The following is a 25393-nucleotide window of genomic DNA, read 5'->3' as shown; positions in this document are numbered from 1 at the left end:
CACACCAGTGGCACAGTGCGAAAGGGTTACAATGATACCTCTGTCATTTCTTGCTAATTTAAATGGACGAGCCTTCAGGCTTTGGAGGGATACCTCTCCGATCAGGGAAGAGCTATTCAGCGCCGAGCGCCTAGAGCTTCATGCGAAAACGCTCGCAGTCGCACAAGTGGTTTCGCCAAACCCTCCAAGAGTGCCCACGCTGCAAAAGCGCCTCAAAGAGAATGCCAATGCGATTCATGCCGCTTATCTTTCCAACGCTGAAGAGCTGGAAAACCACCAAAATTTGGTTCCCGCTGCGGAATGGCTTCTCGACAACTATTATCTGGTAGATGAGCAGATACGCGCCATTAAAAGCAGCCTCCCTCCAAGCTATTACCAGCAGCTGCCCAAATTGATTGATGGACCCTTGGCTGGCTATCCTCGCGTTTTCGGCATAGCCTGGGCCTTTGTTGCTCATACAGACAGTCATTTTGATCCCGAGATATTTCTAAGATTTATTCGCGCCTATCAAACAATCCATCCGCTTACCATGGGCGAACTTTGGGCGCTTCCGATTACGCTCCGTATTGTGTTGATTGAAAATCTTCGACGTCTGGCAGATCAGATCGTCGCCGGACGAAACAGCCGCATTGCGGCCGACACCCTCGTCGATCAGGTGCTGATGAAGAAAATTGCTTCTGATGTCGCTCTGGCCGAGATTTCATCAGCCCCTTTGCCCGAACGGTTCGCAGCGCAGCTGGCCAAGCGTCTACGTGAACATGATACCGATGACATACCCATATTGGCCTGGCTTGAAGAGAGGCTATCCAGCGAAGGCTGCTCTATTGATGAAGTTGTCTTGCGCTCTCAGCAAAATCTTGGTGCCTCCAACCTGACCGTCCGCAACATAATAACCAGTATGCGCCTGATTTCCGGTATTGAGTGGTCGGAAGCGTTTGAAAGCGTGAATCTGGTTGATGCCGAGCTGCGCAAAAGCAAAACTTTTGCTCTGATGGACTTCGCGACGCGAGACATGTATCGCGACGCGATTGAGGTTCTGGCACGTAGATCGCCAATATCGGAAATCGAGGTGACGAGGCAGGTCATGGCGCTGGTTTCAAGCGCGGGCGGTGCAGATTCGCAAGACAGCCGCCTCTCAGATCCCGGTTACTATCTGCTTTCAAATGGGCGACCGCTGCTAGAAACCAAAATAGACTTCAAGCCCCCCATGCGCCTGTCGATACTGCGCTTTAGCCAACGGTTGGGCGTTGGCGGCTATGTCGGTCTTATCTCCTGTCTTGCCCTCATGATGCTATGGGCATGCATTTGGGCTTTGAATATCTCAAGTATCCCAGTCGGGATTCTGCTTTGTTTGGCCGGCTTCATTCCCGCAACGGAGGTTTCGACAGCATTCGTAAACCGGTTCGTGACCTGGAGCTTTGGCGCGGTGATCCTGCCCAGCATGGAGTTTGATCACGGCGTCTCCATAGACTCGCGAACCATGGTGGTCGTCCCGACCATGCTGAGCAATTCGGAAGAGCTCCTCAGGCAGATCGAACACCTCGAAATCCATTATCTGTCCGGCCCGGAAGACGATCTCACATTTGCATTGCTGCTCGATCGTATGGATGCAGACCAGAAGTTCCTCGCTGAAGAAGATGCTATGATCGCAGATGGCGAAACGGCAATCGAGCAATTGAATAAACGTTATGGAGCAGGTGTAGCAGGCAAGCGTTTTCTTCTTCTTGTTCGAGATCGACAGTTTAATGCTTCTGAGGGCAAATGGATGGGCTGGGAGCGCAAGCGCGGAAAGCTGCAAGAGCTCAACCAATTGCTGCGAGGGGCAAAGGACACCACTTTCAACGCTCTGGATGGCACAATTCCATGGGTGCCGGACCAGGTTCGCTATGTAATCACGATGGATGCCGACACCCGATTGCCAAGGGATGCCGCCCGCAAGCTAATCGGCAAAATGGCTCACCCCCTCAATCGTCCGATTTTCGATAAAAAGACACAACGCATTATTCACGGCTACGGTATTCTTCAGCCACGCGTAACCCCTACGCTGACAGCCAAGGGGAAGAACACGCTTTTTCACCGGGTCTTTTCTGCGCCCGGAGGCATAGACCCTTACTCTTCGGCCATTTCCGATGTCTACCAGGATCTATTTGGTGAGGGCTCTTATACTGGCAAGGGCATTTATGACGTTGATGCCTTTGAGGCGGCTCTGGCCAATCGCATTCCGGAGAATACGGTTCTCAGCCACGATCTGCTCGAAGGGATATTCGTTCGTTCTGGTCTGGTTTCAGACATTGAAGTCATCGATGATTTTCCCTCTCGCTACGACGTGGCATGCAAACGCCAAGACCGCTGGGCCCGAGGCGATTGGCAATTGCTCCCATGGATATTGGCATGGCACAGCCACATAAAATCGGTCGATCTGATCGGCTTTGCAAAAATTCTCGACAATTTGCGGCGGTCCCTTGTTGCCCCCACCTTGTTAGCCTGCCTCGGGCTCGTTTGGATGTTGCCCTTTACGTCGGCGCTGTTGGGGACGTGTTTCGTTCTCTGTGCCGTGGCTATTCCCGAATTTGTTTCTTGCTTCTTTGCCGTTATTCCCAAGAATATGGGGATACGCATCAGTAGCCATTTCCAGATGCTGGGGGCCGAATTCAATGCAGCGGCAATCAAGACCTTGTTGTCACTCGTCTTCCTGCCTCATCAGGCCGCGATCATGGGACGGGCCATTATAAAGTCAGTCACGAGGCTCTATGTGACACACAGCAACATGCTGCAGTGGGTTACGGCGGCTCAGGCAGAGCTTGCGTGTGAACTGAAGCTTTCGGGGTTCTACCGACTAATGATCGGCGGAACAGTGTTGGGCCTTGTCATGATCGCGGGCGTGGCCCTTTTATCCCTGCAGTCATTGCCGATCACAGGACTCTTTGCCTGTCTTTGGCTTATCTCTCCTCTCGTTGCCTTTCAGATCAGCCGCACATCTGACAAGGCAAAGAGCACCGAATTAACGCCGAGTGAGAAAGAGCGCCTGCGCGCGATTGCACGCCGCACCTGGCGCTATTTTGAAAGATTCGTTACTCCCTCTGACAATATGCTTCCACCTGACAATTTTCAGGAAGACCCCAAGCCAGTCATCGCACACAGGACATCTCCGACCAATATCGGGCTTTATCTTCTATCCGCTGGTGCGGCCTATGATTTCGGATGGGCAGGAAAAAGCGAGACGGTCGAACGGCTGGAATCCTGCTTTGAAACCCTGCGTCGCATGGAGCAATTCCGTGGTCATTTCTTCAATTGGTATGACACAACCAACTTGAAGGTTCTCGAACCGGCTTATGTCTCCACGGTGGATAGCGGCAACCTTGCTGGTCACCTGATCGCTCTGTCAAAAGCATGTACTGAATGGAAAGCCGACTTACCCATAGTCGCCGTGCGTATGGGGATGAACGACACGCTCATGCTGGCGCTTGAGGCCTTTGAGGCCGTCATGGTCAAGTCTGCCAGCACCCAACGCCTTGGCCTGCTCTATGAAGAACTCAAGTCCGGACTGAATGGGGATCAGGACCTAGAGGTAATCGCGCCAAGATTGGGCCGCATTGCCAGAAAATCGGTCGTCCTGGCAAATGAGCTTTCCGTCATCCCGGAAAAAGACCGTATGCCAGACTTGGTCTATTGGACCACAGCCCTTGCAAACAGAATCCGCGAGTTTGAAAGGGATCATTCCGCCTCGCCAGAGGTACGGGATCATTTGAGCCTCCGCTTGGACGCTCTGGCTGATGAAGCGAGAGCCATGGCGTTGGCTATGGATTTCACATTCCTCTTTGTCCAAAAGCGGAAGCTGCTCTCCATCGGTTATGCACCGGCCGAGAACAAGCTTGATGAGAATTGCTATGATCTTCTCGCCTCCGAAGCCAATCTGGCGAGCTTTGTAGCCATAGCAAAAGGGGATATTCCAACACGCCACTGGTTCAGACTTGGTCGACAACTGACACCAGTCAAGAACGGGTCTGCCCTCGTTTCCTGGTCAGGGTCCATGTTTGAATATCTGATGCCTTCCTTGGTGATGCAGGCCCCTGCTGACAGCCTTCTCAATGACACCAATCGCCGCATTGTGGCGCTTCAGCAAGGCTATGGCAGAAAGCTGAACCTGCCTTGGGGCATCTCTGAATCTGCGTTTAACGCCCGGGATATCGAGTTCACCTATCAATATTCCAATTTTGGGGTTCCCGGTTTGGGATTGAAGCGCGGGCTTTCCGAGAACCGTGTGATTGCACCCTATGCGACGGGGTTGGCCGCGATGTTCGACGCCCGCAATGCCTCGATCAACTATGATCGGATAGCTGATATGGGAGGATGCGGACCTTACGGATTTTATGAGGCCCTGGATTTCACGCAATCCCGATTGCCCGACGGGCAGAAAGTGGCAATCGTCCGCAACGTGATGGCCCATCATCAGGGCATGACCATTGTTGCCATCGCCAACGTTATGCATGATGGGCTCATGCGATCCCGTTTTCACAGTGATCCACTCATCATGGCCAGCGAGCTTTTGCTGCAAGAACGCAGACCGCGTTATGTGTCGTTGGTCCATCCCGGCGCCGAAGAAGTGAAAGCCTCAACCGAAGAAGCCATATTCAACGAGCCCACAATCCGGCGCTTCAAGTCTCCACTGATTGGGGCACCAATTACTCATTTGCTCTCAAATGGCAGCTATAGCGTGATGTTGACAGCGCGAGGCGCCGGTTACAGCCGGTGGGGTGAGATTGCCATCACGCGCTGGGGTGAGGATTCTACCCATGAAAATTTCGGTTCTTTCATCTTCCTCAAAGATGTCGATTCCGGTTCTGTTTGGTCTCCTGCCGGTCATTTGGCCAAACGAGACCTGAAACAACAGCAAGCGGTCTTTGCCGAGGATTATGGAGAGTATTCCTGCCGCAACGGATTGCTCTCCTGCCGAATGGATGTGCTGGTTTCGGGTGAAGATGATGGTGAAGTGCGACGGATAACGCTCTCCAATGCGGGGCTACGAGCGCGTCATATTGAAGTCACGTCCTATAGCGAGCTGGTTCTTGCTTCCCCGGTATCGGATGCCGCTCATCCGGTCTTTTCCAAGATGTTTGTTGAAACGGAATATCTGCCCGAATTTGGCGGTCTTTTGGCAAATCGCCGCCGTCGTTCACCAGATGAGCCGGAAATCTGGGTCTGTCATTTCGCTATTGTAGAAGGGGAAATAGCGCAAGAGCCACAATACGAAACGGACAGGCTGAAGTTTTTGGGGCGTAATCGCTCGCTTGCCAACGCGAAGGCTTTAAACGACAAGGCTTCGCTATCCAATACGACTGGCACTGTTCTCGATCCGATCTTTTCCTTAAGGCATCGGGTCAGCATCGCCCCCGGCGAAACACTGTACATCACATTTTGGACGCTGGTGGCGGCGTCTCGTTCCGAGTTGATGAATTTGCTTGATAAGCATCATGATCACAATTCCTATGATCGTGCAAAAACCCTGTCCTGGACACAGGCGCAGGTGCAATTGCGTCACCTGAACGTATCTTCAAGTGAAGCGGCAGATTTCCAGAGTTTGGCCTCGGCACTTCTCTATTCCGATTCCCGATTTCGTGCGTCTGCTTCAGTGGTCGCCAGCGGGGCAGGTCGCCAATCAGCTCTGTGGCCTTTGTCAATTTCCGGAGACCTTCCCATTGTCCTTTTACGAATATCGGATCTGGATGGTATGCCATTGGTGAGACAGCTACTGCGTGCTTATGCCTATTGGCGTATGAAAGGGCTTCATATTGATCTCATCATATTGAACGATCTTTCAACCAGCTATATTCAGGACTTGCAGTCCGCAATACAAACTGCGATGAGATCGTCTCAGATCCGCAATGAAAATGAACAAGGATCTGTCTTGCTTCTACGCTCAGACCAGATCAGTTTGGAAGCGAAATCCCTCCTGATTTCTGTCGCGCGCGCGTCGCTTGTAGCCAATCACGGGTCTCTCTCGGAGCAATTGGGCCGCATTTTCCAATCGGACCAATCGTCATCAACGACAAACTTTGACAATGCATCTCTTACTCCTGTGACGATCTCTGAGCAAGACCTCTTACCGCAGCCAACAGATCTGGAGTTTTTCAACGGCATTGGAGGCTTTGACAAAGACGGTACAGAGTATGTCATCACCCTGAAGGATGGCGACAAAACGCCTGCACCATGGATCAATGTGATTGCCAATCCACATTTCGGCTTCCAGGTATCGGAGACTGGTAGTGGATATTGCTGGGCAGAGAATAGCCGCGAGAACCAGTTAACGCCATGGTCCAATGATCCTGTGGCTGATCCTGCGGGTGAGGCAGTTTATATCCGCGATGAGGAGAATGGTGCGGTTTGGTGTCCAACGGCTCAGCCCATTCGTGACAAAGGCACCTACATAACGCGCCACGGGTTCGGCTACAGCAGGTTCGAGCATGCCGCCGGAGGGATCCATTCCAATCTGGTGCAATTCGTTCCTCTGTCAGATCCGATCAGGATTTCCAAGTTAACATTGACCAACAGGTCCAACCGAAGGCGGCACTTGTCCGTCACCCTCTATAACGACTGGGTTCTGGGCTCATCCCGAGCCAAGTCCGAGCCTTTCATTCTAAACGAGCGAGATGAAGAAACCGGCGCTCTGTTTGCAACCAAACCGTGGAATACAGCCTTCCCCGACAGGGTTGCATTTGCCGATTTTAACGGTCTTCAGCAGGAATGGACGGCCGACCGAACCGGCTTTATCGGACGAAACAGCAGCCTTGCCCATCCGGAAGCCATGAGAAGAAAAAACGCACTTTCTGGTGCCATGGGGGCCTGCCTTGATCCGTGCGCAGCACAGCGCATCTCCGTCGTGCTGAAACCGGGCGAAAGCCACGATTTTGTCTCCCTTTTTGGGCAAAGCCGCACCAGGGAGAACGCTCGTGAAATTATCACGCGATACCGCGCTAGTGATATCGATGCCTGTCTTAATGAGGTTCAACGGTATTGGAAGGATAGTCTGGGAGCGGTGCAGGTTAAAACCCCCGATCGAGCCATGGACATCATGCTCAATGGTTGGCTCCTCTATCAGACGCAGGTCTGCCGCATCTGGGCGCGCTCGGGATTTTATCAGGCAAGTGGAGCCTATGGGTTCCGAGACCAGATGCAGGACCACATCGCACTGACCTTCTCTCAACCGGAGGAAACACGAAAGCACCTTCTCCTTGCTGCTGGGCGGCAGTTCGTGGAAGGCGATGTTCAGCATTGGTGGCTCCCCCATTCGGGGCAAGGGGTCCGAACGCATATTTCCGATGACCGGGTGTGGCTGGCCTTTGCCACGGCAACCTACATTGTCCAAACCGGGGATGAGGCCATTCTCGATGAAGAAGTGCCGTTTCTGGATGGTCCTCTGTTGGCAGCAGGGACCCATGACGCCTTCTTCGTACCGGAAATTTCCGACGAAACAGGAAGCCTGTTTGAGCATTGCGCCCGTGCGCTGGATTTGTGTCTGGCTTTGACGGGAGAAAACGGGTTGCCGCTGATCGGCACTGGCGACTGGAATGACGGCATGAACCGTGTTGGTGAAGCAGGTAAGGGAACAAGCGTCTGGCTCAGTTGGCTGCTTTTGCGGAGCATTTATCTTTTCGTTCCGATTGCCCAACAACGAGATCCAGAACGGGCCAAACTCTGGACCTCGCATGCAACCTCCTTGCTAACGGCTCTTGAAAATATTGCGTGGGATGGGGAGTGGTATCGCCGAGCAACCTTTGATAGCGGTGTTTGGCTGGGATCTGCTGCTAGTGAAGAATGTAAAATCGATTCCATCGCCCAATCATGGGCTGTCTTATCTGGAGCGGCAGATGGGGATCGTGCGCGAGTGGCCATGCATTCCCTTGAACAACATCTTGTTCTCAGGGACGAGGGGTTGGCGCTGCTGTTCACGCCGCCTTTCGATCAATCTGCCAGCGATCCTGGTTACATCAAGGGCTACCCGCCGGGGTTACGAGAGAATGGCGGCCAATATACCCATGCGGCGATGTGGGCGATCCTTGCTTTTGCACAGCTGGATGAGGGCGAAAAGTCCCACTCACTTTTGGCTTTGGTAAATCCCATCAATCATGCGCTAACACCAGAGGCAACAGAGCGATACAAGGTGGAACCCTATGTGATTGCTGCAGATGTCTATTCTGTCGCACCCCATGTCGGACGAGGAGGATGGACCTGGTACACTGGATCGGCCGGCTGGATGTATCAGGCAGGCATCTCTGGTATTCTTGGCTTGAGACGCGAAGGAAAAACACTGACTATCGCTCCCTGCATTCCGAGAAACTGGCGGGGCTTTGAGTTGCGTGTAAGAGTTGATGAGACCGACTATGACATTGCCGTTTCGCAGACTTATGTAGAGAGAGAGGGCAGATCGACCGCTACTCTAGATGGCAAACCGTATCCGGCGTTTCACAACAGCGTAAGCTTGCGACTGGATGGAGAAAATCATCGCTTGCAATTCGATTTGCAAAGGCAAAAGGGGGGGTAAGCAGATTTCTCAAAGAAATAGTATGCTCACTACTTTCTAGTGTTTTCTCGTTCTGCTCTTAAGACAATTATTAAAAGGTACCGTCGAAACCAACTTTGGGCAGGGAAACCAAATATTTGTTCAAATAAATCACGCAATCTTTGCTTCTAAGTTTATGAGACAAGAAGGTAGTACTCTGATTTACTAAATAAAAGTTGCCTCGCTTGGTGGTCGAAAGGGATAGGTTTCTCACGGAAAAACCCGGCTCCCGCCACGACGAGCGTAATTCGCTGCCCATTCAATAAACACAAACCTTAGGACAGCGCCTCAGCCCCAAACAGCAGGCGGATAGAACAATCATGGTAAGATTGAAGATACAACATCTCACTATTTATCGATATGCAAGTAAAGTCTCACTTGGCCCACACAGGTTGTTATTGCGGCCATGCGAAACACGAGATTTAAAGCTCATTTCATTCAACATTGAAATGTCTCCTCAAGCAAAAATCATCTGGTCACATGACGTTTCAGGAAATTCTATTGCAAACGCTGAGATTTCATTGCTCACTGATTATCTATCTATTCACAGCCATTCGATCATAGAGCTCACAGCTGCTACATGGCCTGTTTTCGAGATTGCCGCTTCGGCCATGAATTACCCTTTTCTATACTCAGATAACGATTGGGCAGATCTCGGTGCTCTTCTTCATCCTCAGTTTGAGGACCCGGAAAACCAGTTAGCAAACTGGATTGAAGGCTTCATCATGCAACGACCGACAGATACCCTGTCACTGCTCATGGATATTTCAAACGGAATATCATCGCAAATCTCTTACAAGTCCAGGGAAGCAGAAGGAACACAGGACCCCACCGAAACCTTAAACAACGCATCTGGTTCATGTCGCGACTTTGCGGTCCTTTTTGCGGAAGCCGCGAGAACACTTGGCTTCGGTGCGCGTATTGTCTCAGGCTATCTATACAATCCTGATGAGAGCTATATCGGATCGGCTGGCTCCGGGGCAACTCATGCATGGGTAGAGATTTATGTGCCGGGAGCAGGTTGGATACCTTTCGACCCCACAAACCGAACCGTTGGATCAAGTAATCTCATCCCCGTTGCTGTAGGGCGCGATATCCGGCAGATTGCACCAGTAACAGGCAGCTTTCATGGAACAGACCGTGATTTCATAGATATGTCAGTGAAAGTAACGGTCGAGAAAGAAACTGAAGATGCTCTGCGCCCTTAAAACTGGTAGAGACATGGGGCGCAGGTCGTCACTACTTCACACGATCATCGGCAAAGTCGCTCTTGCGAAATTCAAGGCTGAGTGCAAGCAAAGCGCAAATGGCCTGAGCCACATCCGGACGGATATGAATGTGCCCTGTCTGATGGGCAATCGGCTCTGGTGATGCGAAAGCAGCAGGATCAAGAACCTGAAGATTGGCACCAGCTCGCGGATCTCGAACCGATTGGTAACGAATGATCTCCGCCTGCGCTTCTCTTGCCTTGTCTGCGAGATCAAGACAGGTATTGAAGACCTGTTTGTTCGTCCAGAGGTCTGTATCCTTCGCCAAAGGATCAGACTGAGGCCTTGGTTTTTTGGCATGGGCTGGCCGCGATCGACGCTGCTTGCTTCACCGAAATTTGAAGCATCTGCCTGAGGATGTGGATTGGACAATCTCGTATTATGGGGATGACCGCGAGCGCCAGAGGATTGAGGCAGCTGCTATCGAGATCTGCATACCCTCCGAGCGTGCGCACTTCGCCCTCCTGCGCGACCTATAGGCCTAGCCTCTACCTGGCCGTTAATCGGATGCTGATGCTTCGTCCCAACATACGAGGGATATGGGGTGAGGCCTTCTTGCTTATACCCGCAAAATTGCAGGCAACGCCAAAAGCCCGGTTGAATTGCCGGGTCGAGATGGGATCGATGCGGTTGCGACCGAGAAACAGCCCCCCCCCTTCGGCCGAGCTTCCCGATAATAATCACGCAAGAGTTCAAGCAGGCTCGAAGACAACATAACTTGTCGATCCTTGCGGCCCTTACCTTGCTCAATCCGGATCAGCATCCGGTCACTGTCAATATCACTGATCTTGAGATGGGCGACTTCGCTCGCTCGTAGACCTCCACCATAAGCCACGCTGAATGCCGCGCGATACTTCAAGCCAGGTCCAGGGGCCGCTTCCAGAATGGCTACGACTTCTTCAACGCTCAATACAACGGGTATTTTCTTGGCCATTCTCTGATAACGCATGTGTCGCTTCATCTCGGGGCACGGGCAAGTGGTCGAAAAGAAAAAGCTCAACACTGTCAGCCGATTGTTATAGGTCGCAGCCCCGACGCCGTGATCCTTCATATCAAGCTGGAAAGCCCGCAATTCTTCAGGTGTTGCACTGTCGGGTGAATGACCCAGGAAGCGTGTGAACTCCTGCATGGCCCGCAGATACATCGTCTGTGTCTTGGGCATCAAACCCTTGATACGCATACCGGCCATTTGCTAGTCAGCGCTTGTTTCAACGAAGCTTTCCCATTGCTGCCATTCACGCAAACTGCAGCATTTTGATACAAGGAACTTCAGCAACGCGGACGTGGACGAAACCGCTCTCGCGGCATTGGTGCTCGCTGCGTTTTTTGTGCCTCATTCTGATTGCTGATTTTATAGATGATCCTGTCTGTCGTTGAATTGGGTTTTCTCAACCCAGCGACAGGAGATCTTCATGTCCAATCAACATATGCCGGCACTTCGCCTTCGTTTTCTCGAAGATATCGGCCGGCTACGTCACCGACCTTATTATGTTCAAATCACACCCACTCAAGTTGCGATAGGCGGCCAGATTTATGAGGGCCAGCTCGCGAACTGCCCCAGCAAGTTCGAGCTTGACACGAACCGCCCAAACCGATCGCTATCCGAATTTTCGGGCAAGAAGATCTTTGATGCGCTCGGGCTCTCGCCCCAATAGTCTTTTCAAGGTTGGATCAATCATCGCGAATTCTCCCTCCCGGGCAGCGCGATAATAGCCCGTCATAACTCTAATGACGCTTTCCGGAATCCCATGATCCCGCGCAGTCTTGACCATAGTGTCTTCGCTAATGATGCAGCGCTCTATGGATTGGCCGACGATTTCTCCTGCCAGTCTTGCAAGATCCCCCATATCGAGTGCTTCACTGCCGACCAAAGGAGATGTTGGGCCTTCGCGCGTTTCGTGACCGCTCAGGAACAGGGCATCCACCTCGGCTAGGTCTTGGTGGGTCGTCCAGGCAACCTTGCCGTCCTCGGGGCCGGTCAGACAGCGGCTCTCAAGCCCTCTTGCATGCATACTGATGGCGCTATCAGCATAAAACCCGTGACGCAACGCCGTCCATGCAAGGCCGGATTGCGCCAGCATTGCCTCGGTCGCAGCGTGATCTCTGCCCGGAGGGAAGTGTGATTGTGAGTTGCTTGAGACCTGGCTGGTATAGAGCAATCGCTTCACGCCCAACTCCTTTGCCACAGCTATGGCTGTTTCATGTTGGGCCAGTGCATTGCCTCCGGATGCAGCTGCATTTGAAGACACAAGCAGCAGTCGCGCTGCACCGTCCCAAGCAGAGCGCAAACTGTCAGCATCATTGTAATCGCCCTTTCTGACACGGACACCGCGAGCGGCAAGGTGAGAGAGCTTTTCTGGTTCTCGAACACTTACACCAATCTGCTCTGCTGGCACGAGGCGCAACAGCGCCTCCAAGACAAGTCCGCCAAGTTTTCCCGAGGCCCCGGTAACAACAAGCATTGTTCAATCTCCAATCGTAAGTTTGGTGGCACTGACGCCCAATTCATTTTAATTGTTCGACACAATGACTGTTTTCAAATAGTAAGATAAGAGAGCCAAATTCGAACAGGTTGTTCTGTATGGAGAGCAAAGTTTCCTTTGATGATCTAACCGTCCTGCTTGCCGTGCTTCGTGACGGGGGCTTTCGTGCGGCCGCCCGCCGACTTGGTGTTGCACCATCTAAGGTCAGTGCGACAATCTCGCGAATTGAGGCGCAGCTTGGTGTGCCGGTTTTGCGTCGCACGACCAGAAGCCTGCATCTCACCGATGAAGGAAAATTGCTTGTGGAGCGGGTTACACCGCTCTTGTCTGCCGTGGATGCCGCTTGTCTTGAGGTGGTCAATCTTGGCGGGCGGGTGAGAGGGCGTCTGAAACTGAATGTACCCGGTGCAGTAATGCCAGATATCCTGCCTCCACTGCTTGCCGAATATCGCCTCCAACATCCAGAGGTGGAGGTGGAGATCATGGTCGAAAACGATCTGGTGGATGTCGTAGCCGCTGGTTGTGATGCAGGTATCCGCTATGGCAGCGTGCTGGAACAAGACATGATTTCTATCCCGATCGGTCCTCGCACACAGCAGATGGCATTGGCTGTAGCCCCCACCTATTTTCAGGAACATGGCATGCCTCTTGAACCGGAGGATCTAACGGCACACAGGGCGATCCGGTACCGCCTGAAGGACGGCCCGCTGTTGCCTTGGACGCTGTGCCGAGAGGGGCAGTTCATCGAGGTAAAGCCAAACAATGCCCTCATCCTGAGTGTGAATGCAATTGACACGGGGCTGCGTTACACGAGAGCGGGTATGGGTATCATTCAGACATTCCGTAACTGGCTGGATGAGGATTTTGCCAACGGCAGGCTGGTGCCGGTTCTTCCAGATTGGTGGCCCGAGATGGATGGACCACGTCTTTACTATCCCAATCGGTCCGCGCCGCAGCCTCTGCGCAGCTTTATCGAAATTTGCCGGTCCACCGTTTAGATGTGTTGCTCTAGTTCCGTATTAGATGTGCAAATTTGACAATACGATTGGGAGCGTGGCGAATGTCCGCTTCAAGGAAACTACAATGCAGCATTCAAAGATTGGTCAATGCCCGTTCTGGGCCGCGAATACCAATCACGGCGCCAGATGAGTTATTTCCGGTGATGATGCACTGCACCAGTCCGGTTCAAGCCCAAACTCGACATTGAAAATGGTGGGTCTTTTCTCATGAGTGAAAGAGGAGCCAGGAACTCACGGCCCAATCCGGTCATTCAGTTGTCGTTATGATCCCTAAAGAGACTTCCACATTGCCGACATTCGAGCAACCTGCTGCATTTTGAGCGACCAGATGACAGGTCAGCGGACGAAGGGGACATTCGATGCAGTGCAGCGTTTTCGCAGTGAATTGAGGATGGGCCATCGTAGTCTCCTTGCCTCATTTTTAGGGGACAAGGTGTCTACAATTCTAGGGGCAATTCAGAGCTATAGCAGAGGCTATCGCTGTGCTCGAGAAAAGAACATCGAGTTCACTGGCCTAAGTGGCAGGAAGACTGAGCTTCTCGACTGCTCCTCAGAGTTTTTGCAACAGAGCCGAGAAAAATTGACCAAAGGCGAGAAAGGAAAACGCTATTTGTTGCAAAATAACAAAAAACCCCATCGCAAGGATGAGGTTTTCTGCTAGAATTTATTGCTTATGACAGGATCCCAGTTTTCAGGTAGCAGCCGCAGCCATCTACACTCCTGTATCTCTTCGTCTTTCGACTACTTTACCAACTAAATAACTAATTGGTGCATGAGGAGGGCGTTCTCACCTCATAAGCTATGAGGCATATATCGCATTTTTCCTCCAAAAATCAAGAGTTTTGCGATCCATGCCCGATGCTTTTGTCTCAGCTAAGAATTTTGGCCACCCATAGTTGAGACTGAAGTCCAATATTCGCATGTGTGGAGTCTTAAAATTTATAACATAGTAGACACTTCCCTGCTGGCACGATACAGTGTCTCTTAAATCGTAAAACGCATCCTTAATAGACGATTTGTCTATGAATCGATTTAGAAGACATTTCCATGCGACTGTTCGGCTACGCTCGTGTTTCGACCTCCCAGCAGTCTCTTGAGATCCAGGTGAACGCCCTCAAGGAAGCCGGCGTTCTGGAGAGCCGGATCTTTTCTGACAAGGCGTCAGGCAGTCATCTCGACAGGGAAGGTCTTCATCTGCTCCGGATCAAAGTGGAGGGAGGGGATGTCATCCTGATCAAGAAGCTGGATCGTCTCGGCCGAAACACCGAAGACATTTCATTTTCAGATGCAGTCTGCTGCTTTTTAGAACTGTCAATGCGAAGTTCCGTGCGCACTTGATGAACATTGACTAGCGCAATGACGGAGATGGCCAGGGACACTATTGATGCAGATCCTGCAATGATGTCGAACGCTTCCAATTATCGACTCCTCCTACTCATCAGAAAACTTGCTTTCAACAACACATGAAGATAACCAAAGATTGTCTTAGATTTAAGTCAAACTCAGGGTTTTGTTTTTGGAAGTTAAAAATGATTTGCTTGTCTACGTACAGAAAATTCCGGCAAATTCCGAAAAATATACAACTAAAACGCGAATCCAATTATAATTTGTATAAATTTAGATTGGACAGCAGATGGCAAAGTACAAACAGAGCAACAGAGCATCTTTGGAGGCACGTTTTGATTTTGCGGAAGACTCGCTTGCCCGCATCGAAGGCCTGTGGGATTCGCATCTTCGATTGGCTACGGGTTATGACGACGGTGAGCCGTATTTGGTCCGTTTATTTAGAAAGAGTGGCACAACACTCGACGACGATTTAAAAGCCATTATCGCTCGAGGTTTGAGGCGAATTCGACGAGTTCTCTCATCAAGACAGGCTCGTGAGGTTCTGGTAGAGGTATTGGAGATTGCTGAGGACGCCGAGGAAATCGCCATCGTCATGGTCGATCCAGGCAGTCCGGTTGCGGGTACTGCGCGGAGGAGGGCGAAGCAAGGCCGATTCTTGACCAGTGGCAGTAGAGTCGCGTTCTGGAGTAATATCAAGCGAATTGCCGAAGCCTTAGCACTCTGCCATAGTGCTGGCATTGTCCATGGTGCGGTAAGCCAATATACGATCTTCTCTCAATCAGATGACAGTGTTGACTACCGTCTGGGAGGCATCGAGGCATGTGTCCATATTGCTGATGGCAGCATTGGAGAGTCAGGACATCTTTTGCGCACCTCGGGGGCGGTTTCCTTTAGGCAGGACTGGATCGATCTTGCTCGTGTAATTGCATCCATTCTCGATCTTGACGGCAAGAATTCCCCGTCGTTGCTCACCATCGAACGACGGATGATCGATCGCTTGGCAAATCCGCCGCAATTTCAGCTTTTCGACGGTAGCGTCGTGCTGGAGGAGTTGCAGCAGATCATAACGGAACTTGGTCGGGTTGGGTCTAGTTCAGATGGGGAACTCATCCTTTATCCTTCGCGGGGCGCTCTGCAGAGCGATTTGCCATCGCTTTCGTCTGGCACCATTCCGGCAACTGATTCTGTCGCGATTGCGCAATTTGTCACGGAAGATCTACTATCGGCCGGTGTTCGGCTGGTTCCAGAAGATCAGGATAACGTTCGAATTCTCACCGACCTTGCGGTCTATAATGTGAAAATTGTCAGCGATACGGTCGGAATGATAAAGAATGCTCATAAAAGGCACGCCAACGATTGGATGCTGGGGGCCAAAGATATCATCAACCGCATTCACCTTTCGAGGAATCGCGCAAGTGCGGAACAGCGCGTCCAAAATCTCGGACCAGGTGTAAAACGATGGCGCGATTTTTCTGCAAACGTTTGCACGTCGGGCCCTGTGAATGATGAACCGATGTGGTTTGCGCTCATTCTTTTGGAAGCGTTCACGCTATTGCGAGAACAGTTCCGACTTTACCCTGTTGAAGTTCTCTCTTTGCCGAATACTGAGCAGGATGTGGTGTGGCTCTTATCGCGCGATGATGCCCCCAGAGATCAGCAACGGGAAACTATGAAACTGCGCCCTGCGGCCGAGGCATTGCGCCGCGAACTTCGTTATGACGATGGAAAGGCAAACTGGACGGTTTCCAAATCTTCGAACCTAGCAACGGGCGGAGAGCGTTTGCCGGAACTTAGCTACGAGGGTAGGGACTTTATCAATGGCAAAGTGGCGTTCGCTTTCACAACGAACATCACGGTTCCTGCCGGGCAATTTCTTTATCTTCGACCCCGCAAGGATAAAGGGGCAGATCGCGCAATCAGGCGTCGATTGCAGAACATTGTTGCCGCGAGATCGAATCTGGAACTTCTCAGAGCATTAGATGATCCAACGCAAGTCGCAATGGACGAAGCTCTACGCGCTATAGCCGCGCCAGGCGCTCCGCCAGCTGATGCAGAGATGGATCCCTCGAAGGTTGAGGCTTGGACATCGATTGTCGCCGGCAGGTCAATAAATGTGGTTGTTGGTCCTCCGGGCGTCGGAAAAACCTTTCTCATTTCACATCTCATCAAAAGCATCTTGGGACAAACACCCGATGCAAGAGTGTTGGTATCCGCACAGAACCACGAAACGCTCATTCACATGGAGGAAGAGCTTAGAAAGTTCCTACCTGAGGAATCGACGATTGTTGTTCGCGTGGAACGGTCTCGCGTAGGTGAAGAAGAAAGCACTTTGAGGCGAGACACGGTTGGGCTGCTGCGGTCAATCGCAAAGCCCAATGCCAAGAACGCTGCAGTGATGCAAGACCAGCTTTCCCGGATCAATCAGTCCCTAAGTCCTGTCGATCAATCGGAACAAGCGATGGCAGAGCGATCCTTACGGGACACCGACAATCTAGTGCTTCGATCGTCCGATGTCACTTTGGCAACGACTTCATCTTCAGTTCTAGAGGAGATGATCGCAGATGGAGAGCAATTCGACTGGGTCTTCATTGAGGAGGCAGCGCGTGCGAACGGCGCGGAAATGATTGGCGCACTTCTATTGGGCAACCGCCGCGTAATGATTGGCGACCACAACCAGCTCTCACCCTTCGATGCAGAAGAGAGGCAGAAATTTTATACCCCTGAACGCTCCGAAGAACTGCTGAAGGGAGCAAAGGAAAAGCTGTCGACCATCTCCGATTTGCCCGATGAGATTGACGTGGCTCTTGATGCGCTCAACGCGGATCATCTACTATTGGCAGACGTCTTGGCCATATCTAGCAGATTTGAAGAGCCGTTCAAGTCGATTGCTGATCGGGAAGCCGAAAGAACCAACGATACAAACCGTCCGAGCTCGATTGCAAATATGCTACGCGAACAAAGCCGCATGCATCCGGTAATAAGCGATCTGGTATCAAACACATTCTATAATGGAACGCTTGTTTCATCCGCACGTGTGGAGCAGCGCGAAAGCGTTGTGGAAGCGATAAATGGTTTCCCCAATTCGCCTATCGTAGTTCTCGATATGCCCTCTTTGAGCGTCCTCAAAAGACGTGCGTTCGAACACTCGGTGCAACGGTCCTATCGCAATGAATCTGAGGCAGTAGCGTTGCTGGCGGCCCTTAAAGAGCTTAGACCTATCTTGAAAGCCGGAAAAAAACGTCCAACCTTAGCTGTTCTGTCTCCGTATTCTGGGCAAGTGAGTTACTTGAGGCGTCTGCTGAAGCCTCAAATAGACGTTGCCAATAGGACGCTTTTTGGCTTTGCAAGTCCACGAGACGACGGCAAGTTCGTCTTCACAAGTGACAGTTTCCAAGGGAGCGAGGCGGACGTGATTGCGGCAAGTCTTGTTCGCAACAATGTACTCGTTGGTTCACGCGCGTTGGGATTTATGAAAAACCCTCAACGGTTGAATGTACTACTTAGTCGGGCAAAACATAAACTGATCTTGGCAGGGAGCCGCCAGTTCATTCGGAACGCAGTGGACGGAATCGATCCGGACTCGTTGAAAGAAGACTTCGGTTTCCTGAGGAGGATGCTCGAACAAATCGAGGAACTTTCGAAAGCGCATTACCAAGAGGCTGGAGGGGGTGTTACCATCGTCACGGTCGATGAAGACGGGAGCCTGCCCAGATGAAAAATATCTACATTCCGGCATGGCAATATCGCGCACCAGGCATCGTTCAACGGATCTGGGGTTGGAGCCCGATAGAGGAAATGGTGCTATTGTCGCTCGATCAAACTCCCGGTACTATCGCCAACGTTGCTGGAAATTTACATATCCCGCGGCAGGTTGTCAGTTCCACAGTCGCTCGCCTAATGCAGTTCGGTCTGGTTGAAGTTCGGCTGTCTCGGCAGCCGGTTCTAGCAACAAGCAGTGTTGGAAACGACTTCATTCGTTCAGGACGGGCACTGCCTGAACGAAAATCTGACCGAGAAATTGGCATTAGCATAGTTTTCGAGAAGGTCGGACTATCAGTTTTCAGGACTAGAGATGTAGACATAATCCCAGTATCAAAGCTGCCGGACAGTGGAGCGATCGTGGCCTTCCCTAAAATCGAAGCTCCCGAAACAGACCACTCAATGATGCAACGTGTTAGCCAGTTCCTGGCAGGCACACTTCGACCGGGAGAATGGCTGAGGGGCGTTCAGGCGAATAGTTCGTTTTTAGAACGCAAATTCTTGGTTTTGAACCTCGATGATGTCAATGACGGCATTCTGCCCCAAGGAGCCAGCGACCAACTGGTAAAAGCGCTTAAGGCGACGATAAAAACCGGTGTTTTGCCCACGGCAGCAGCTCCGAAGCCGCCCGAATCTCTTTCTATTGAAACATCCTTCGGCAGTAGTAACCTCATTGTTGGCGCTGAACAGCATTTACAGCGTTTTGAAGAAATTGTGGGCACCGCAAAGTCGCATGTGTTTGTCCTTTCAACGTTTGTCGCGTCGCAGTCTGACGAAATAGGCATCGAGAACCGAGAGCGTATTTGGCGCGCGCTCGAAGATGCCTGTCGACGCGGTGTTAGATGCCACTTGTTCTTCGGTACGTCGCTTGACAGAGCCAAGAATGCAGCCGCGATGCAAGAGCTCTACCTGAGGCTCTCAAAGGTTCGGCAGACGAGAGGGTATCTTTTGGTTCACAGGGATCCTGTCGGCAGTCACGCTAAGTTCCTAGCAGCGGACGACGGCCAGGATGGTGTCGTTTTAGTCATGGGATCCTGCAACTGGCTGTCTTCACCGTTTTCGGCCGTTGAGGTTTCCGCGGAGCTGCGTGAATCTCAAGCTGTAGCGATCGGTTTGGATTTGTTGCGCGAGATCGTCGCAAAACTCTCGGAGGCCAGTCGCTCCGTGGAAACACTTCAATTCATCTCTTCAGAACTGAGGCGCCAGAAATTTAGGCTTTTGTCGTCCGCTGACGAGCGACCTTCGATGGCTCGATTGACAATACTGCATGCGGCTGATCACGAGCGTCTTCTGAGAGTGGCAGCACATCAGGCGCAGGAACGCTTCGTGTGCTGCACAAATAGAGTTGGAGCCAATATGGTGCCGGCTTTGTTTGATCCGGCCGAGATTGCCGGTCGGCGGCTTGATGATGTTCGAATTTACTACTCCCGGCGATCTGGTCCCGTAAAACGTGGCCATGTGTCAAAACACAAGAAGCGTTTGCATGGCATCGTCGAGCTCTCAGGTGTGCCCAAACCGCAATTACACGCAAAGTTCCTTGTCTGGGATCAAGACCATGTCGTAGTCAGCACCTTAAATTGGGGTTCTCAGTCGGGCTCGGAAGACAATCCACTGGACGAGATCGGTTTCTATTTTGAAGGTCCAGGCCTTGCGAGCTTCCTACTTGAGAAATTCGAGGCTGTGACTTTTTGACTAAGCGACATAGTAAGGACCGGTAATCATTGAATCTCAATGAGCAGCCGCACTTTGGAGCCATGTCGGCGATCAAAGTGTAGCCGTGCTTCGTGCAATCAAAAGAGTTGCCTTGTCGGTTCGATGAGGCAATGCTCGTTACAGTTCATCAGGATTGAAACTTGACGCCTCTGTTGGGGTAAACGGCGTGCAAAAGTGCCCCCTTATATTATTGCGGTGATGTTTCGTGGATTTTTCGGAGAGTGTTAACCGCGATGAATGGATGCTGATATAGGCATTTAACGTACCCATCTTTCTGATCATTCCCCTTTCACAATTATCCAAGACATATTAAGTTGCCAGCAGGATGGAATATTCACCATCTCGGGGCGTGAGAACCCCTCACGAAGCGGCCGATGTCGGCCGAAATGACATCTCCTCGATCTTTGGTCGGGGAGGCTTCAGCGCATGTTCAGAGCTCCGGCTTAAAGGCTGTAGCGGTCGTCTTCGTGCGGCTTCTCAACTCCCCGGTCACCAAGTCATTCTTGGTGACCATTTCCTTGGATTGAGAAGAGTAGGGGGCGCAATGTCGAGCTGGAATCTCAAGGTAAAATCAACTGAAACAGCATGGTCTCGTGTAAAAGGCCAAAGCAGACCATCGTGTCAAAAATCATTGGAATCGCAAGACCATAAGCGCACGGCAAGATGACCATTCCAGGCTATCAATCATTAATGCTGCCGGTCTTGCGTTATGCGGCTCAGGCGGAACAACGGGTTCCGCCTCTTGCCGAGAAGATTGCTGTCGACTTTGAACTGTCAGCTGCAGAATGCGAAAGAATGCTGCAGAGTGGCGGCCAAAGTATTCTCAAAAATAGGATACACTGGGCGAAGTATTATATGCACAAAGCTGGATTGGTTGATTGTCCAGCACGAGGACGTTTCATCGCGTCCGATGCAGGCAAACGACTGCTGGCAACAAATCCGCAGAGCCTGGACTATCAACACCTTTTGTCCATCCCACAATTTGCCGCTTACCATGCGGCAAACAAGAAGCAAGGCAATGCTGCCTCCACACGTTCGAAATATCATGACGATACAGCGAAACAAGCATCGACCCCAGAGGAGCAGATTGAAGATGCCTTTGCAGCCCTTAACTCGGCTCTTCAAACCGAATTACTTGATCGAATTCGGGAGAATTCTCCAGCATTCTTTGAGCAGGTAATCGTCGATCTTCTCATTGCCATGGGATATGGCGGGTCTCATAAAAACGCAGCAGAGCAATTGGGCAGATCTGGGGATGGTGGCGTGGACGGCGTCATTAATGAAGATCGACTGGGCCTTGATCGCATATATGTTCAGGCCAAGAGGCATGCTTCGTCGAACAAGATCGGAAGGCCTGATATGCAGGCGTTTGTTGGCTCTCTGGTTGGCTTCGGCGCAACAAAAGGTGTTTTCGTGACCACCTCATCCTTCACTGACAGTGCGACGAAATATACGAGAAGCCTGCCACAACGCGTGATACAAATAGACGGAGTCCGGTTGGCGGAGCTGATGATTGAACATGGTGTGGGTACCCGGGCCTATCGCACCATTCAGGTTCAGCGCCTGGACGAAGACTTCTTTTCTGAAGACGGATAGAACCGGCGAACAGAATGTTCCCCGGCGCGAATAAGGACAGAGCAATGCCGAAATCATCGAAAATACCGGCGGATCATTTGCCAAACCCTCATCCTGGTGAAGTTTTGCTGGAAGAGTTTCTGAAGCCTATGAAACTGAGCCGGGACGATCTCGCACGAGCCGTTCATGCACCTTGCAGCCAAATTGACGAGATCGTTCTTGGAAAACGAGCGATTTCTGCAGATATGGATCGACGATTTACTCGCTACTTTGGTCTGTCTGAGGGCTTTTTCCTCGGGCTGCAATCTGATTATGATCTTTTGGAACTGCGGCGCGATGCAGTCAAATGACCTGCCCGTCATCACTGTCGGAATGCGAAATAGCACAGAGAAATTCAGAGGTGTAACATGGAAGTCAATCTTCTCGAAGCAAAAGCCAAACTCTCGGAGCTTGTCGAGAGAAGCGTTGCCGGCGAAGAAGTGATTATCACCAAAGCGGGTGAGCCGCTCGTGCGACTTATCAAATACGAGGTTGATCCAAATCCTTGCAGGTTGGGCCTCTACAAGGAAGCCGGTATTTCAATGGGCGAAGGTATCCATGATGGAGATGACGAACTGGCAGCCATGTTCGACATGAAGGAATGATGAGGCGACAGCTTCTAGAAACTCCGTCATCACTGGCGGTACAAAAACCGGGAATCCGCGTTACCAGAAGACAGATATCGCCCATTTCTTAGAAATTGGCCCGATGGGCCAATGCGTCTCAGTTCGGCTTGACACTTGGCGGTCCGCTCGAACCGAGACGCGGCCAAACAGATATCACGCAAATATATCTAGTTTTCGGTTCAGTTCTCCCGCTTTTATCGTTTTTTGATAGGGTTGGTTACCGCATCTTACTTTCGGCACTTTGCACTGCTGCCTTGGATTGTCCAAACACCAATCAAAACCAATTGCACGTTTTTGTTCGAGTGACGGGATATCCCACCGAGATTTCGGCCAGATTTGGAAAGTCTTCCAGATTGTCGTCTCGCGAGCTGAAGAATTTGTGGTTAAGGAATAAATATTGCGGTTACAAAAAGAACCTAAGTGCCACATCCCGGTTAAGTGCCTTTGAACCACCTGTGGCTGCCTGATGCAGTATTTGTTCGTCGTCGCAAGCAAGAACGCACCGATGTGTGGCGCGGGTCACTGCTGTGTAGAGAAGGGTTTTGTCCAACATCCGATCTGATGTGTGGTCAATTGCAACAATAGTGTTTCGCCATTGCGATCCTTGGCTTTTGTGGATTGATACAGCGTAGGCCAATTCCATTTTTTGCAAAAGAGATAGGTCGACGCTGAGCTGTCGGTTGTTTAGCAGTAGGATGCCAAAAGCACCGTCTTCATTGGGTTCATCGAAGATGGCGACCAATCTTCCAATTTCGCCATTTCGCACATCGATATCATAGGAATTCTTGGTGATTAAAATTGGATCATCCAGGCGGAATCGTGAACCTTCGCTGGAGACAAATTCAATCATCCCTTCTTCTTGGTCAAAATAAGGGATGGCAGGGCGATTGTTGCCCACTCTGGACTGGATATCTTGATTGAGCTTGCGCACCCCGACTGGGCCGTTACGGGTGGGACAAAGGATCATTGTGTCGTAGCTATCATGTTCCCAAATTTCGATAATGCGATCCGTAGGCGATATGGCACAATCAATGCCGCAGGGATTCCTGCTATGAGGTAGATGGTAATAGGAATTATTTCGGATAGCGGTTGCAAATTGATGTATTAAGCTGTCCTGAGATTGTCGTTGCACGGTCATTAGATTGAAGGTTGGAAAAACTTCTGAATCCAACAGGGCATGGAATACCAACCCACCACCAACTGGTGGCAATTGCTGATCGTCACCTACCAGGAGATATCGAGTGGACGGATGCATTAAGCTCAATAATTTGTGCATGCTATAAATGTCGACCATTGAGGCTTCATCGATGATGACTACACAATGCTGAGGCCTTTTTTCCTCGGCCATATTGCGGATGTCTGTAATAAATTTGGCTATTGTTGATGCGGGCCTTCCAGTCGCTTCAGCCATGCGCTGTGAGGCCCGTCCGCTTAGGGCAAGTTGGGTGATATTGATGCCAGGAGATATGCGGTCCAGGATATGTATGATGCCTTTGAGGATGGTGGTTTTGCCAGTTCCTGCTCCACCAGAGATAAGGGCCACTTTTGATCTAATGGCTCCGAGGATTGTGCCTCGCTGATTTTGAGTTAGCTTGTATGGGATACGCCTTTGATAGGAGTCAATTTGAAGAATGATTTTTCTGTCGGATAGTCCTATTTCCCAATCAGCGAGATTGTGGCCTTCTCCATCGATGCGCTGTGCGGATGATTTGAGAATGTTGGCCACTTCGTTCTCAACAATGTAATTCAATTCTGTGATCACTTTCCCATCGATCAAGCCAAGGGATCGTTGGGCTCCAGCGGCGTTTAAAAGCTTTGTAGGGGTATTATATCCCCTCCTGGCACATTCTGTATTGAACTTGTCATGACTGACTGCTGTGGAGCCTGTGGTCGCACAGATGTGGTTCACGACGTCAGCAGCTTTTGCGGCCAACACGATTTCGCTATCTGATGCAAAGCCCAGATCTTCTGCCAGGGAAAAGCAGACTTTAAATCTTACGCCGAACTTTGTGAGGTCAAATGGATTCTGTTGGACATAACTGATTGCATCAGGCCCCATAACCTCCCACATGCGATATGCCACTTTGAATGGGATAGATTTCTGAGAGAACCAATTGATTGTCTCGATTTGGTCCTCACTCGGGAATTTCACGATGATCTCTTGAGCCATTTCTGCTGTCATCGTGGGTATTTTAAGAAGTTCATTGGTGTCTGCGGATTGGGCAAGGGCGATGAAGTCTGGATAATTGGCAAAGCGTCTAGCTCTTTGTGGGCCAACTTTCTTGATGTTCTTGGATAGCCAAATTTGAAGGAGGTTAGTTGAGATCATTTCCAACTCAACTATCTCGCATTTCATCAGGTCTTCGACGAAGATCTTGCCGCTCACGTTGATTCTATTTTCAACTATCGGGCCATCTACTTGCCAGATTGATCCAGGCAGAACTGCGCCGGAGAAGGTGTTGGGAAAGACGCAGCACAGGTTTCTATCGCGCTGGACATAGGTTCCATCACTATTCAGCTCACGAGCGGATAGGAAGCCATTTCTGCGCACGTTACTGATTTGAATCTTCATGCATCTTCTCCAGAGCTTCAGCAAGAAGATTGAAGTCCTGTGAGGCTTTTTCACGAAGCTCCAATTGAGCCAGACGGTTTTTAAGATTTCGGTTTTCAGCTTCAAGGCTGACAATGCGTTCCATTAAGCGGCTACTTTCGGCAGATGACAGTTTAGCTTTGTCGTTTGCTCTCTCTCTTGCTGCGTTAGCTTCGCGCAATGGTTTTGCGACATCGACCAAATTGCTTGCCGCGCAGAGTGTTTCTTCCGCGATTTCTAAAGCTTCTTTTAAGGCGGGATTGGTGTTGAAGTTAGAGCGGGCAAAACCAAGCTCGACTGCAATGGATGATTTGTTCAGTCGTCTGCGCATTCCGGGCACATCCGCGCATGGATTCCAATTTTATCCGCGCACCGATTCCGATCGGATCCGCGCAGTGATTCCGGGGCATCCGCGCA

General features: G+C 51.1%; 14 protein-coding genes. 9 read left to right on the top strand and 5 right to left on the bottom strand.

Translation table 11 applies throughout. From position 1 onward, the window contains the following. The first annotated feature begins 166 nt into the window (after nt 1-166). Together BM258_RS22915 and BM258_RS22910 are read left to right on the top strand one after the other, a co-directional pair. Nucleotides 167-8539, top strand: coding sequence for a glycoside hydrolase family 94 protein (locus tag BM258_RS22915; RefSeq protein ID WP_244544816.1), 8373 nt, complete (start codon nt 167-169; stop codon nt 8537-8539). A 338-nt stretch (nt 8540-8877) separates the two neighbouring features. Beyond that, complete coding sequence (locus tag BM258_RS22910) at nt 8878-9765, top strand: transglutaminase family protein (protein ID WP_090075570.1); 888 nt, start codon at nt 8878-8880, stop codon at nt 9763-9765. A gap of 31 nt (nt 9766-9796) precedes the next feature. On the opposite strand, the gene BM258_RS22905 is transcribed toward BM258_RS22910, so the two are convergent. The 3 genes from BM258_RS22905 to BM258_RS22895 form a co-directional block, all read right to left on the bottom strand. Beyond that, nucleotides 9797-10093 (bottom strand): RES domain-containing protein, encoded by a 297-nt coding sequence (locus BM258_RS22905; RefSeq protein WP_090075569.1) that lies wholly within the window; start codon nt 10091-10093, stop codon nt 9797-9799. 291 nt (nt 10094-10384) lie between these two features. Beyond that, on the bottom strand, nt 10385-10969 hold the full coding sequence (locus BM258_RS22900) for a tyrosine-type recombinase/integrase (protein WP_244544815.1): 585 nt from the start codon (nt 10967-10969) through the stop codon (nt 10385-10387). A 454-nt stretch (nt 10970-11423) separates the two neighbouring features. Beyond that, nucleotides 11424-12287: an NAD(P)H-binding protein gene (locus BM258_RS22895; RefSeq protein WP_090075568.1), complete on the bottom strand. Its 864-nt coding sequence runs from the start codon at nt 12285-12287 to the stop codon at nt 11424-11426. A gap of 119 nt (nt 12288-12406) precedes the next feature. Here BM258_RS22895 and BM258_RS22890 point away from each other — a divergent pair, with 119 nt between their 5' ends. From BM258_RS22890 to BM258_RS22855, 7 genes are all read left to right on the top strand, one after another. Continuing rightward, a complete protein-coding gene (locus BM258_RS22890) occupies nt 12407-13306 on the top strand; it encodes a LysR family transcriptional regulator (protein WP_090075567.1) in 900 nt (299 codons plus the stop codon). 1068 nt (nt 13307-14374) lie between these two features. Beyond that, entirely contained in the window at nt 14375-14665 is a 291-nt protein-coding gene (locus BM258_RS22880; RefSeq protein WP_210186862.1) for a recombinase family protein, read from the top strand. Between the two features lie 295 nt (nt 14666-14960). Then, the gene (locus tag BM258_RS22875; RefSeq protein WP_090075565.1) at nt 14961-18389 is read left to right on the top strand and encodes a DEAD/DEAH box helicase; all 3429 of its coding nucleotides are present in this window, start codon (nt 14961-14963) and stop codon (nt 18387-18389) included. Next, nucleotides 18386-20125, top strand: coding sequence for a phospholipase D-like domain-containing protein (locus BM258_RS22870; protein WP_090075564.1), 1740 nt, complete (start codon nt 18386-18388; stop codon nt 20123-20125). The genes BM258_RS22875 and BM258_RS22870 overlap by 4 nt, the downstream gene beginning before the upstream one ends. A gap of 684 nt (nt 20126-20809) precedes the next feature. After that, the gene (locus tag BM258_RS22865) at nt 20810-21742 is read left to right on the top strand and encodes a restriction endonuclease (protein WP_090075563.1); all 933 of its coding nucleotides are present in this window, start codon (nt 20810-20812) and stop codon (nt 21740-21742) included. Between the two features lie 44 nt (nt 21743-21786). Next, the gene (locus tag BM258_RS22860) at nt 21787-22071 is read left to right on the top strand and encodes a HigA family addiction module antitoxin (RefSeq protein ID WP_090075586.1); all 285 of its coding nucleotides are present in this window, start codon (nt 21787-21789) and stop codon (nt 22069-22071) included. A gap of 57 nt (nt 22072-22128) precedes the next feature. Next, nucleotides 22129-22365 carry a type II toxin-antitoxin system Phd/YefM family antitoxin gene (locus tag BM258_RS22855; protein ID WP_090075562.1) on the top strand — a complete coding sequence of 79 codons (237 nt, stop codon included), beginning with the start codon at nt 22129-22131 and terminating at the stop codon, nt 22363-22365. Between the two features lie 424 nt (nt 22366-22789). Here BM258_RS22855 and BM258_RS22850 read toward each other — a convergent pair whose 3' ends face one another. Beyond that, entirely contained in the window at nt 22790-24958 is a 2169-nt protein-coding gene (locus BM258_RS22850; RefSeq protein WP_090075561.1) for an AAA family ATPase, read from the bottom strand. After that, on the bottom strand, nt 24939-25307 hold the full coding sequence (locus BM258_RS24325; RefSeq protein WP_139229360.1) for a hypothetical protein: 369 nt from the start codon (nt 25305-25307) through the stop codon (nt 24939-24941). Before BM258_RS24325 ends, BM258_RS22850 begins: the two co-directional genes overlap by 20 nt. Between the last annotated feature and the right edge of the window lie 86 nt (nt 25308-25393).

Origin of the sequence: Cohaesibacter marisflavi (genome assembly GCF_900115225.1) — a bacterium.
In the GTDB taxonomy this organism is placed as follows: Bacteria; Pseudomonadota; Alphaproteobacteria; order Rhizobiales; family Cohaesibacteraceae; genus Cohaesibacter; species Cohaesibacter marisflavi.
Note: the sequence above shows the minus strand (reverse complement) of the source record. Positions and strands in the feature narration are given on the sequence as shown.